The sequence below is a fragment of the Acinetobacter sp. ANC 5600 genome, from assembly GCF_002018395.1.
Taxonomy (GTDB): Bacteria; Pseudomonadota; Gammaproteobacteria; order Pseudomonadales; family Moraxellaceae; genus Acinetobacter; species Acinetobacter amyesii.
Genome location: NZ_MVKW01000005.1, coordinates 68,524 through 81,271, shown reverse-complemented (window position 1 = coordinate 81,271; position 12,748 = coordinate 68,524). Strand labels below are relative to the sequence as shown.

The following is a 12,748-nucleotide window of genomic DNA, read 5'->3' as shown; positions in this document are numbered from 1 at the left end:
TATGAATACGCAAATTCAAAAATTAAATAAGGCTCATCTAAGCGAAAATCGTGCAGAAGCAGCAACATTAAACAGAAGTTCCTCTACTTCTATATTTAGAAAAAATTTACCACTTATTGTAAGCATCGGCAGCGTGCTGAGCATTTTAGTACTTTGGTTTGTCGTAACCACTTTGAAAATTATTCCTGAGCTTTTTTTACCAAGTCCAGCAGCGGTATGGCAGAAGTTTATTGAAGTTAGCCAGCAAGGTTTTATGAAAGCCACGCTTTGGCAGCATTTGGCTGAAAGTATTGGCCGTGTGTTTAGCGCACTCATTGCTGCTATTGTGATTGGTGTGCCTTTAGGTTTATGGATGGGACTCAACAAATGGGTACGTGCTGTATTTGATCCTTTGGTCGAGCTGCTTCGTCCCATTCCACCACTTGCGTATTTACCGCTTTTGGTGATTTGGTTTGGTATTGGTGAAACCACCAAAGTGCTGCTGATTTTCTTTTCGATTTTGGCACCAATTATTATCAGCAGTGCCCATGGCGTGATCAGCCATCAAAAAAACCGCGAACGTGCAGCATTATCTTTAGGCGCAACGCGCTTGCAGGTTTTGCAATATGTGATTTTACCAACAGCTTTGCCGCACATATTAACGGGTGTGCGTATTGGCTTGGGTGTGGGCTGGTCAACACTGGTGGCTGCAGAGCTGGTTGCTGCTGATCGCGGTATTGGTTTTATGGTGCAGTCAGCTGCTCAGTTCCTAATTACTGATACCGTGATTCTTGGGATTATTGTGATCGCGATTGTCGCAGTAAGTTTTGAGCTATTTTTACGTTGGCTGCAAAAGCAGTTGGCGCCTTGGTATGGCCAACAGCTGTAAATAGATTTAGAGATTGAATAAGATTTGATTATGTCATTGCAAGCAAAGCAAATTAATCCAAATATTGGCGCTGTTATTGAAGGTATCGATTTAAACCATGCCGATACACCGTTGCTGCTGGAAATAAAACAGGCACTATTGCAGCATCAAGTGATCTTTTTTAGAAAGCAGGCGCTTAGCGCACAGTCGCAAGTGAGGTTGGCAAAAACCTTTGGTACTTTGCATATTCATCCGATTTACCCTGCGATGGATGATGCACCAGAAGTGATTGTACTGGATAGCCACAGACAAGATTTAAGAGATAATGATCTTTGGCATACCGATGTGACTTTTAGTCAAACACCACCGTTGGGCTGTGTGCTGCAAGCGATTAAAATCCCTGAGTTTGGTGGGGATACGCTCTGGGCCAGCGGTACAGCTGCTTTTAATGCGCTCAGTAAAGATTTAAAACAGCGACTACGCGGTTTGACAGCGACACATGATATACGTAAGTCTTTTCCATTAGAGCGCTTTGGCACAACAGCAGCAGACCGCGAAAGGCTTGAAAATAGTTTCCGTAAAAATCCGCCAGTAGTGCATCCGGTCGTACGTACACACCCCGAAACTGGTGCTGAAGTATTGTTTGTGAATGAGGGATTTACAACACAAATTAATGAATTAAATGCACAAGAGAGCGATGCATTGCTGACATTCTTGTTTGAACATGCAGTGAAGGAAGAATTTCACTTGCGCTGGAAATGGCAAGAAGGTGATGTCGCTATTTGGGACAACCGCTGCACGCAGCACAAAGCGCTGTTTGACTATGGTGATGCGCACCGCATTATGCATCGTGCAACTGTGAATGGCTCGGTACCATTTTATAAAGCAGTCAGTTAATGCAATAAAAAGTCCTGAATAATCAGCAAAAGCCCAATGCCCATATTGGGCTTTTACTTTTTTGAAAGATAAATTTTTAGAAACAGCCCAAAAATATTCAGTTAATGCACAAGGATGATGCATCGTTCAAATGCACATAGGTTCAATAATAGAGCAAAAAAGTGTTAGCCCAAGAATTTACATGCAGCGCTATACAGTCAAAAGATCGGTATTACTATTTTTTAAAACCGTAATACCAAATTGGCATAGCCTTTGCTTTTCTACATACATCATAAAGTGATCTAGGGTTCCGATATGTGAAATATCACATATGTCTGAGACCGAGAGTTCACGGCTTAGTTTTGCAAGAAACAGAGCTACACGGAGGGATAAAAGCCCGGGAGATTGTCTTTAAACCTTCATGAGGTGAAGAAAATGGGCTCAAACAGAACGGAATATCATAACAACCAAACATTGTGGACTGAACGTTTACCGGGCGGACACCACTGGTCAGCGCGTATTCAGCGTGGGGCAGTATTACAGCTTAAATCCCTTGGAAAAAATGCCAATGTGGCGCTGTACTGTGTAAATAGTGAAGATAAGCTTGAACGCTACAACATGCCAGATAGTCTCAAAGGTCAACACACAGCATATTTAAGTACAGGTCATATTTTGGCATCGGATTTAGGTCGTGCCATGATCTCGATAGTCAAAGACGATCACGCTTGGAACGATGCATTTTGTGCACCAAGTACAGCACAACAAATCGAACAACAATTTGGTTCAAAAACTTTCCAAGATGCCCGTAACGATATGTACCGCAGTGGTAAGGATAGCTTACTGCTTGAAATGACCAAGTTTGGTTTATCTGCAACTGACCTGAGCAGTACCTTAAATTTATTCTCTAAAGTTCAACCTGATGACAACGGCAACTTAAGCTATGTTGCTACGGACAAGACAAATCAAATCATTGAGCTTCGCTTTGAAATGGATTGTTTGGTCTTTTTATCTGCTGCACCACATGCTCTAGATAACAGCACTGAATATGCACCTGCCGATGTTCAGCTTTCACTGTTTAAAGCACTATCTTTAGGCGACAGCGACATTTGCCGAGATTCATGTCCGCAAAATCAGCGTGCGTTCCAAAACAACAATCGTTACTACGCACTTAGCGCACTTTAATTTTGGGGAGAATTAAAATGTCTGTATTTCATACATTAGAAAAAACAGTATTAGATCAGGTATGTCCGGCTGGCGAAGCTTGGATGTGCGAAGTGAAAAAAGAGCAATATTTCCGGATCGTTGACCTCGAAGGCAATCAAGCGGTGGATACCTTGTTTATCTCGAGCCAAAACCCTGAAGAACGCTATAGCGCTACGGATACCTTAGCCATTAACCAACAGATTTATTTAGAAAAAGGCACAGCGCTATACACTAACTTTGGCAACAAAATTGCCACCATCCATGACGATAACTGTGGCCGTCATGACACCTTAGGCGGTGCATGTTCATGTGAAAGCAACACTGTTCGCTATGCACATGACAAATTTCCAATGCACAGTTGCCGTAATAATTTCATGATAGCGTTGTCACAACATCCGATTGCAAAAAAACATGGCTTAAACGTGCGCCATATCGGCCCAAATATTAACTTCTTTATGAATGTGCCTGTGACCGCTGAGGGACATTTGAAATTTGATGACGGTATTTCTGCACCGGGAAAATATGTAGAGATTAAAGCCGAAATGGATTTGATCGTATTGATCTCAAACTGCCCACAACTGAATAACCCATGTAATGCCTATAACCCAACAAAAATTCAATTGATCATTCGTGAAGGCGAGGAGTAATACCATGTTTAATAAAGTCCTCATTGCCAACCGTGGTGCAATTGCTTGTCGTGTGATCCGTACACTCAAAAAATTAGGCATTCAATCTGTTGCGGTGTATTCAGAAGCAGATCGTGATTCATTGCATGTGACCTTGGCGGATGAAGCCGTATTTATTGGTGATAGTCCTGCCAGCCAAAGTTATTTAAATGTCGATAAAATTTTAGAAGTCGCAAAACAAACAGGTGCAGAAGCGATTCATCCGGGTTATGGTTTCTTATCTGAAAATGCTGAATTTTGTGATCTGTGTGAAGCGCAAGGCATTGTATTTTTAGGGCCAAATTCGGCGCAAATGAAATCCTTTGGCTTAAAACATACGGCACGTGAACTTGCGATTCAAGCCAATGTACCTTTACTGCCGGGTAGTCAATTATTGGCAGATGAAGCCGAAGCACTGCTTGAAGCCAATCGTATTGGTTATCCTGTCATGCTGAAAAGTACCGCAGGCGGTGGCGGTATTGGCATGCGTTTGGTGTGGAATGAAGAAGAGCTGAAAGATGCTTATTCTACGGTTTCATATCTTGCCCAAGCTAACTTTAAAGATGCAGGCTTATATTTAGAGAAATTTGTACAGAATGCCCGTCATATCGAAGTACAAATTTTTGGTGATGGTAAAGGCTTAGTTTTAGCACTCGGTGAGCGTGATTGTTCTGTGCAGCGCCGTAACCAAAAAGTCGTGGAAGAAACCCCAGCACCACATATTAATGATGAGCAACGTGCCTATATTCAATCGGTTGCGATTGGGCTGATGCAGTCGGTGAATTACCGTTCGGCAGGCACAGTTGAATTTGTCATGGATACCGACACGCAAGAATTCTATTTCTTGGAAGTGAATACACGTCTGCAAGTTGAACACGGCGTGACAGAGCAAGTTTTTGGTGTAGACCTTGTGGAATGGATGGTGACCTTAGGCAGCGGTGATTGGATTGCACCAACAGCACAACTTGAATCGAGAGGTCATTCGATTCAAGTACGTTTATATGCTGAAGACCCAATCAAAAACTTCCAACCGAGTGCAGGGCTTTTAACGCACGTTGATTTTGATGCCAATGCACGCAATGAAACATGGGTAGAAACAGGCTCAAATGTATCGTCATTCTATGACCCGATGATTGCGAAAATCATTGTAACTGCTGATGATCGTGACTCTGCAATTGCTGCAATGACCGAAACACTCGCCAAAACTTCGGTTGCAGGCATCGAAACCAACCTTGAATATCTACAAAATATTATCGACTGTGATGTATTTAAAGCCGGTACGCAAACCACACGTTTCCTCAATACTTTTGACTGGAAAACCCAAAAAATTGAAGTGTTGCAATCAGGCATTCAAACTTCTGTGCAAGATGTCACAGGTCGTTTGGGCTATTGGGATGTGGGTGTACCACCATCAGGTGCGATTGATCCGCTGTCACTTAATGTTGCGAATCAATTGTTAGGTAATGCATATAACACGGCAGGGCTTGAATGTACTTTGCAAGGACCAAGCTTAAAATTCCACTGTGATAGCCAAATTGTATTGGCGGGTGGTGATATGCCATCAACACTAGATGGCGCTCAAGTTCCGATGTGGCAGACCGTCAATGTGCGTAAAGGTCAGGTGCTCAAATGTGGCAAAATCGCCACAGGTTGCCGTACGTATATTGGGATTAAAGGCGGTCTGAATGTGCCTGAATATCTCGGCTCACAAGCGACCTTTACCTTAGGTCAGTTTGGTGGTCATGCAGGTCGTAACTTATTGATTGGCGATATGTTACCAATCACGGCATTTACATCTGAACAAGTCACAGCGCTTGCACCTGAACAAGTGCCGTCATTTAGCCATGAGTGGGAAATTGCGGTGATGTACGGCCCACATGGTGCGCCTGATTTCTTCACCAAAAATGATATTGATACTTTCTTTTCCAATACCTTTGAGATTCACTTTAACTCAAGCCGTACCGGTATTCGTCTCATTGGTCCAAAACCGGAATGGGCACGTGAGGATGGTGGTGAAGCAGGTCTGCATCCATCAAATATTCATGACAATGCTTATGCCATTGGTGCGATTGATTTCACTGGTGATATGCCGATTATCTTGGGTCCAGATGGTCCAAGTTTAGGAGGCTTTGTTTGTCCTGCCGTGGTGATTAATTCTGAGCTTTGGAAACTAGGTCAATTGAAAGCAGGAGACAAAGTTAGATTTGTGCCTGTGAGCTATCACCAAGCCAAACTGCTGAATGAAAAATATCATGCGCAATTAGAAGCATCAGATACGCAAACGGTGGCATTTAATGAATCCTTCTATCCTGAGCTTGCAACCTTAAAAAATGCAGTTCTGGATACCTTAAAAGGTAAAGATGGTGCGCCTGATGTGGTGTATCGTCCTGCGGGCAATAACTACATGTTGGTGGAATATGGTGAGTTGGTGCTTGATCTAAACTTACGCTTCCGTATTCATGCACTCATGCAATGGGTTCAAAAGCAAAATATCACAGGGATTATTGACCTGACACCGGGGATTCGTTCGCTACAAATCCATTTTGATTCGATCAAGCTTGATCAAATTGATTTACTGCGTTTATTACAAGTTGCTGAAGCTGAACTGCCTGATGTGACCCAAATGCAAGTACCGTCACGGACTGTGTATTTACCACTCGCTTGGGAGGATTCACAAACCCAGCTAGCGACAGAGCGTTATATGCAAACGGTACGTCCAGATGCACCATGGTGTCCTGACAATATTGAGTTTATCCGTCGTATTAATGGTTTAAAAGACAAACAAGCGGTCAAAGATGTGGTTTATGACGCGAGTTATTTGGTCATGGGCTTGGGCGATGTTTACCTTGGAGCACCTGTGGCAACGCCACTTGATCCACGTCAGCGTTTAGTGACCACCAAATACAACCCTGCACGGACATGGACACCTGAAAATGCTGTCGGTATTGGCGGCGCGTATATGTGCGTGTACGGTATGGAAGGTCCGGGAGGCTATCAGTTCGTGGGTCGTACTACGCAAATGTGGTCTCGTTACCGTAAAAACCCTGACTTTGAGCAAGGTATGCCGTGGTTATTACGGTTCTTTGACCAAATTAAGTTTTATGAAGTTTCAGAAGCTGAACTGATGCAGATGCGTGAGGACTTCAAAGCGGGTCGCTTAAAACTGCGTGTAGAAGAAGGTGTACTGAACCTGAAAGAATACAACGAATTCCTGACTGAAAATGCAGAATCTATTTCAGCATTTAAATCCGTCCAACAAGCCAATTTTGATGAAGAACGTCGTCGTTGGCATGAAGCAGGGCTTGCAGAATATGTGTCTGAAAGTTTAGATGCTGTAACCGATGATAGTGATATTCAAATTCCAGAAGGTGGCTGTGCGGTAGAGTCTCACATGCCGGGCAGTATTTGGAAAATTGAATGCAAGTCAGGTGATATTGTGGAAGAAGGTGCAACGCTTGCTGTAATTGAAGCGATGAAAATTGAGATCCCGATTATTGCACCTGAACGTATGAAGGTTTCTGAAATTACCATTGAAAAAGGGCAGACGGTGAAAACGGGGCAGGTGTTGTTTACGTTAGCGCCTGTGGCATAAAAAATCCTCCCTAACCCTCCTTTGAAAAAGGAGGGAATTTCCCCTCTTTATTAAAGAGGGGTTAGGGGAATTTAAGAATTACATTTTTCGATATGTTTATAAATCCGCTCACACAATGCTTTCGCTTTTGGTGTCAGTTTCCAACCAGAGTTTTCATCAAAATCTTTAATAATTTCACGGCAAAAATCTAATTTGTATTTAATAGTACCGACACCTTGACCATCGGCAAACAAAGATTGTGTGGTTTTTGATGAAGGTTTTTTTAATTTAATATCTAGGAGTTTACCAATACCATATTCTTTGTGATCAAAGTAATTTTCACTCGTTATATTGTTAGTTAAAGAAATATCATAGCTATCTTTAGTTTTAGATTTCATACGCTTGAATCTTTGAGTCGCGACTCTAATAATGGAATCCTTAGGTAGAGTATTCTCTGTTTCTTTACACTCTAAAATCAGATAATTGCCTTTCTTTAATTCACTTTTTAAGACTTGAACACGATCAGCCTTACTTTGAATATCACCATCAGCAATGAGTAACATTTCACTTGCAACAGCTTTAGCGCTCAATCCCTTATCTTCTAATTGGTCAGTATAATCATCGCTAAAAGACCAATGTACTAAATTACTGCCAGCATATTCCACGAATGTATAGTGATAGTTCGGCATAAATCTACGGTATTTTTTATAAACTTCCTGATCAGATACTTTTAATTCATCCAAATATTTTTCCATATATTTGGTGATATAAAGCCGATCTGTAATGCCTTCCACCCAAATCGTACAGTTTGCCAAATAGACAGAAGACGGACGCACACCTAATGAAGCAAGTAAGTCACGATCCCGGTCACAGCGATAAATTTTGAAATCAAATTTCCTGCGATCTTCTTTTTTAGGTTGTTTTACAAATTTTTGAATCATGACTTGATCTGATTCATCTGCCATATCAAGTAAGTGATTTGAGTGAGTAGTAAAAAAATAATAATGTGGTGTTTCATTGAGATAAAAGTTCATCAATTGACGAACCATACCTGCATGCATGTGCAATTCAGGCTCTTCTATAAAAAATGCATGTGTTTCTGTATTTCCTTCTTTGTCTTTACTTTTTATATAAGCTTCATAAGTTAAGATTATGGCTTGTTGCAAGCCATCACCTAATTTATGAATTGGAAACTGATCATCCTCACCAATTTTAATATGTACAACATCGTTGTCATGACCATTATCATCTTTACCAATATATGGAATTAGAGTGACGGTTTCATTATCAAAAAAATACTGACTTAACTTTTCTTCATATTGTTTTATTAGCTCGCGCTGTTGCGGTTTACCTAATAAATGAACTTTTAATTCATGATATAGGCGTTCTCCTGTAATTATATTTTCATGATTAAATTTATTCTGATTCTTGAAATAGTCTTTTTGTGCACGCTCTATATAAGGATATTTTTCGTCTAAATCGGTTACAGGGCGCATACCACGTAAGATAGGGATATAAAATTTAGGATTAGTAAATATAGGGTTTAAGTTTTGCTCAATTTCTTGACTAAAAGTAGTTTCAGCTTGTGATTTATTATTATTTGTGTAAAGACTAGATAGTTGACCAAATCTTGATAAGTAATTGAGTGAATTTGAAAAATTAGAATTAGCAGAGCCTATATTTGATGGCTTAATTTGCTCTACGGTATTTATAAAATGTGTAAAGTAGGTGTGATTATTATATTGGTTACTGTGAATTAAATGGTTTGTAAAAGCTTGTAATTTTCTAAATTGAAGAGAATTATAGATTTGTTGACCTTGAGTATTTTGAAAAAGATTTCTTAAAAATCGACTTTTGCCTGCATTATTTTTCCCAATAAAGAAATTTAAGCGTTTTATTTCTATAACTTCATAATTATTCGTCTCTTTATCATTATCTGATGTGTAGTTTTCTAAATTTTCTGCCCAATAATATAATTTTTCTGTCATATAGCCCCCAAAATATAGAGCTAATTTAGCAATAAAACACTGCTTTTAAAAGATAATTTATAAATACATAAAGCAATTTAATCGTTATTGATTCAACGCTTCATTATCCAAATGCTCTCTCAAAATGCGTCGCAACTCTAAAATGGCATCTGGAGACTCATGGATGGAATGTCCACCATTGAATATCTTTTCAGACACCGCGCCATCTAGATGAGAACTTGTATAGGGAACAATGCCATCCGACATTTTGCTCGGTTCATTACTTTGCGTCTGATTCCCAATAATAGAATGATAAGGAATATCTTTATTTGGCATGATGTCAGCAGACAACAGCATAAAACGTGATTTTTGACTTAAATCTGCTGGCCCAGACTTAATCAGGCCCATCGTTGAATTTTTTGCATTCGGGATTTCAACATTGACATCATTTAAAAAACTTAAAGGCAATACCACGATTTTTTTCGCCAAATTGGTAAACCAGCGGTCTGCATAGTCAGTACCATGATGCGGTGCGGCAATGAAAATTGCACGACTAACTGGCTTCAATGCTTTAAAGACAAAACGATCGCGGATAATTGGATGACGTTGTAACTGTGTATTTTGTTCATAGTTCATGAGTGGAATAGCTTGAGCGGAAATATCTGCATCACTAACCAATAAACGACTAATGATGCCGCCCATACTATGCCCGATAATGACAGCATCCTGAGCCGATGGCGTATTGGGCTGAACAGTTGCAAATGCCTGTTTGAGTAAAGCATTGATTTGAAAACGACTCTCAAATATTGGCATATTGGTTGAGTAAAACACTTGCCAAACTTGGTAATGATCACGTAGTTTTTGATCACCCATGATGTTATTGGTCAAACCAATCCACGTTTCAGGACTGCTGGCTAATCCGTGAACCATGACAATAATCTTTTTATTAGGTTGATACGGCTCTAACATAAACACATGTGGCATGCGCAAATGTTCTTCCTTATTCAGGAGTGTCCAATAGCCAGATTGTCCTAATTTATTTTCGGCTAACCAAAGACCATAAGGCACAGAATAATTGGCTGTTAGCGTATAGGACTGAGATTCAATTTTTGCCTTTTTAAATTGATAGGGATTAAATAATTCAACCTTAAAGTCTGATTGCGGCGACAAAATTTCACTAATGCTGCTATTGGTCTTGGCAGGCTCTGCTATCGCACTGACAGATAAATAGCGTGCTGTATGGATATTGGGGTTGGATTTATTTGAATAATATTGTTCAGGGTCTAGTACAAAAGGCTGCGCAGCAGACAGATCCGTGGCTTTTTTGACTAAGACAAATTCAGAACCAATTCCTTCCTGACGGTTAATGGTTTTTAAGCCTGAAAAATTAAAATTATAGCTCGACAGTAATTTATCAATGTCCGCATTTTTGATTTCAGGATAATGTTCATAGTTAAAATGATAAAGCGATGAACCCAACATTAAACTTTCAGGCATTTGCTGATAGTCAAAACGGCTGAATGATGAGGTGATTAAACGTGATAAAGCCACATTATAAAAGGTACGGACTTGTCCCTGACGCAAATCAAATAAGCGTTCTTCAGGGGCTTGAGCGGATTTAAATAGATAGACATAGCTGTAGCGCAGACTGAAATCAAAGTCTGCAAGCTGTTGATCCATACACATTTTTATTTTGCTTGAAGCTAATTTTCCGCTGTGTTGTTTTAAGCTTTTTTTGCATTGTGGATTTTGATCGGCTCTTAAAGCACGTGCCATGTACAGCTCACTTGCTGCTGCATAGACTTGAGCAATATCTAAAGTTTCATTATTACGCATTTTGTGAATACAGCTTTCAAGCGCATTTAAACAAGATTGGTCGCTTTCATTCACCATTAACAGGATTTGATGGCTAAATGTACTGAGCTTCTGATGGGTTAATATGCTATCTGTTTTATTATTTAGTGACGCACTGAGTTGATTTTCTTGTAATTTGACCAATTGGCATCCACTGAGCAAACTCAGGCTGATGATACACATAAAACGAGCGGGTAAATGCGTGAAAGGCATCATTGGAAAGGTCACAGGCATCTATTTTTTGTTATTTTAACCTTTATAAAATAGTAAAAATAGGGCAGGTGTTACAGTGCTCAATCCAAGAAAATTACTACGTATACATCCTTTCTATAAGCTAATGTACGAATGCTGTAATACAGAAAAGTTGATCTGAGGTTCAAACAATATCACGTATTAAATTTAATCTAATTGTGCTGCTGGTTTTTTAAGGTCATGTTGAGCAGTTTGTGGTGAATAAACCGCAATTTATCCAATACTGGATTCGACAATGTAAATGGATATGCATCATCTAAGCCCATGCTGCGGTTCAACGCATTTAAATTAAAGGTCAAGGTCATCCAATGTTGCAGCAATAGGTCAAAATCCTGAGCGCCAATCGGGTTTTCTTTCAGTTCTAAATTATTCAAATCTGACTTATTGGTTTTGACCACTAATCCTGCATAGTAGGCTGTTTCTAGGGTGTCCATCATATGCAAATAATGCGCCCATGTTTCCGCCCAATCTTCCCAAGGATGCGTACTGGCATATGAACTGACATAGTAATCCGCCCAATTTTGTGGCGCACCGTCATTATAATGACGTTTCAAAGCTTCACTATAATCCTGTCGTTCATCACCAAACAGTTCTCGAAATTCCTCAATCAGTTCAGGGTGTAAATGTTTGATCAAATCAAAATAATAATGACCGCTTTCATGTCTAAAATGACCTAGAAGTGTACGGTAGTTTTCACCCATTTTTATACGCGTTGTTTCGCGGTAAATCACATCTGCTTCACTGGCATTTAAGGTAATAATGCCATTGGCATGACCGGTCATGACAGGTGTATTTTCTGTTGGCATGAGAAAATCAAAACGCAGCCCAAAACGGTCATCTTGACTGCGTTTAGGACGCGGCATGGTATTCAGTTGCTGCATTAAATACAAAAAACGCCGTTTGGCATGTTCCAATCGTGCCCAGTACACAATATGGTCTGGATTATCTAGGTTGGGGATGATGTGCGTGAGCAAGCAAGATTCACAATAAATTTCCTCACTGTCGGCAGGTACCATCCAGTTGCAAACCTGATGATGTTGATAATTATGACAAGGTTTAAAGCGTTTTCCCTTTATTTCAGGATTAAACGCAAGCCATAACGTACTGCTATGCTTCTCAAAACAGCCCATTTGCTTTTCAGAGGCAATATAACCCAGCGCAGTCTGACAATTGACACAGTGTGAATTGGCAAAAAAGATTTGGTTAGAACAGACCGCGCAGCTGAAATACTTCATAGGCGTTGAGTGATGAATAGAAAGTTTAATCAGTATAAATGATGTTCAATGTTGATGAAATAAGTTGAACTTCGAGTTTGTTGCATATCGGTCAATGCTCTTGGTTAATAAGTCTAATAAGTTTTAGAAATAGTCCATCATAAAATCACCCATCGCAGCAATAGTGCAAAGGGGTCTCGATGAGTGCATTTATTGCACAAATAACGAACAATAAAATCTATAAGAAAGTTAAAAGAAGAAAATAATCGATCATTTTTCATATTCCTCACTTGGCACAG

8 protein-coding genes and 1 riboswitch are annotated in these 12,748 nt (G+C 40.0%); of the genes, 5 read left to right on the top strand and 3 right to left on the bottom strand.

Going from position 1 to position 12,748, the window contains the following annotated elements:
• The first annotated feature begins 1 nt into the window (after position 1).
• The 5 genes from tauC (at position 2) to uca (ending at position 7,183) form a co-directional block, all read left to right on the top strand.
• Positions 2 to 868: a taurine ABC transporter permease TauC gene (gene tauC / locus B1201_RS12280; RefSeq protein WP_078193790.1), complete on the top strand. Its 867-nt coding sequence runs from the start codon at positions 2 to 4 to the stop codon at positions 866 to 868.
• Between the two features lie 30 nt (positions 869 to 898).
• The gene (gene tauD, locus B1201_RS12275; RefSeq protein WP_078193789.1) at positions 899 to 1,744 is read left to right on the top strand and encodes a taurine dioxygenase; all 846 of its coding nucleotides are present in this window, start codon (positions 899 to 901) and stop codon (positions 1,742 to 1,744) included.
• A gap of 270 nt (positions 1,745 to 2,014) precedes the next feature.
• Positions 2,015 to 2,129: riboswitch (guanidine-I (ykkC/yxkD leader) on the top strand.
• A gap of 29 nt (positions 2,130 to 2,158) precedes the next feature.
• Positions 2,159 to 2,905, top strand: a complete 747-nt coding sequence (locus B1201_RS12270; RefSeq protein WP_078193788.1) for an urea amidolyase associated protein UAAP1 — start codon at positions 2,159 to 2,161, stop codon at positions 2,903 to 2,905.
• A gap of 17 nt (positions 2,906 to 2,922) precedes the next feature.
• On the top strand, positions 2,923 to 3,573 hold the full coding sequence (locus B1201_RS12265) for an urea amidolyase associated protein UAAP2 (RefSeq protein WP_078193787.1): 651 nt from the start codon (positions 2,923 to 2,925) through the stop codon (positions 3,571 to 3,573).
• 4 nt (positions 3,574 to 3,577) lie between these two features.
• On the top strand, positions 3,578 to 7,183 hold the full coding sequence (gene uca / locus B1201_RS12260; protein WP_078193786.1) for an urea carboxylase: 3,606 nt from the start codon (positions 3,578 to 3,580) through the stop codon (positions 7,181 to 7,183).
• A gap of 71 nt (positions 7,184 to 7,254) precedes the next feature.
• On the opposite strand, the gene B1201_RS12255 is transcribed toward uca, so the two are convergent.
• From B1201_RS12255 to B1201_RS12245, 3 genes are all read right to left on the bottom strand, one after another.
• Positions 7,255 to 9,150, bottom strand: a complete 1,896-nt coding sequence (locus tag B1201_RS12255) for an AAA family ATPase (RefSeq protein WP_078193785.1) — start codon at positions 9,148 to 9,150, stop codon at positions 7,255 to 7,257.
• Positions 9,151 to 9,234: 84 nt separating this feature from the next.
• Positions 9,235 to 11,217, bottom strand: a complete 1,983-nt coding sequence (locus B1201_RS12250; protein WP_416202469.1) for an esterase/lipase family protein — start codon at positions 11,215 to 11,217, stop codon at positions 9,235 to 9,237.
• 170 nt (positions 11,218 to 11,387) lie between these two features.
• Positions 11,388 to 12,470 (bottom strand): zinc-binding metallopeptidase family protein, encoded by a 1,083-nt coding sequence (locus tag B1201_RS12245; protein ID WP_078193784.1) that lies wholly within the window; start codon positions 12,468 to 12,470, stop codon positions 11,388 to 11,390.
• Between the last annotated feature and the right edge of the window lie 278 nt (positions 12,471 to 12,748).

Excerpts from the sequence above, each read along its gene's own strand:
- tauC (WP_078193790.1), top strand. The coding sequence starts at position 2 with ATGAATACGCAAATTCAAAAATTAAATAAGGCTCATCTAAGCGAAAAT.
- B1201_RS12250 (WP_416202469.1), bottom strand. The coding sequence starts at position 11,217 with ATGCCTGTGACCTTTCCAATGATGCCTTTCACGCATTTACCCGCTCGT.
- B1201_RS12270 (WP_078193788.1), top strand. The coding sequence starts at position 2,159 with ATGGGCTCAAACAGAACGGAATATCATAACAACCAAACATTGTGGACT.
- B1201_RS12265 (WP_078193787.1), top strand. The coding sequence starts at position 2,923 with ATGTCTGTATTTCATACATTAGAAAAAACAGTATTAGATCAGGTATGT.
- B1201_RS12255 (WP_078193785.1), bottom strand. The coding sequence starts at position 9,150 with ATGACAGAAAAATTATATTATTGGGCAGAAAATTTAGAAAACTACACA.
- B1201_RS12245 (WP_078193784.1), bottom strand. The coding sequence starts at position 12,470 with ATGAAGTATTTCAGCTGCGCGGTCTGTTCTAACCAAATCTTTTTTGCC.
- uca (WP_078193786.1), top strand. The coding sequence starts at position 3,578 with ATGTTTAATAAAGTCCTCATTGCCAACCGTGGTGCAATTGCTTGTCGT.
- tauD (WP_078193789.1), top strand. The coding sequence starts at position 899 with ATGTCATTGCAAGCAAAGCAAATTAATCCAAATATTGGCGCTGTTATT.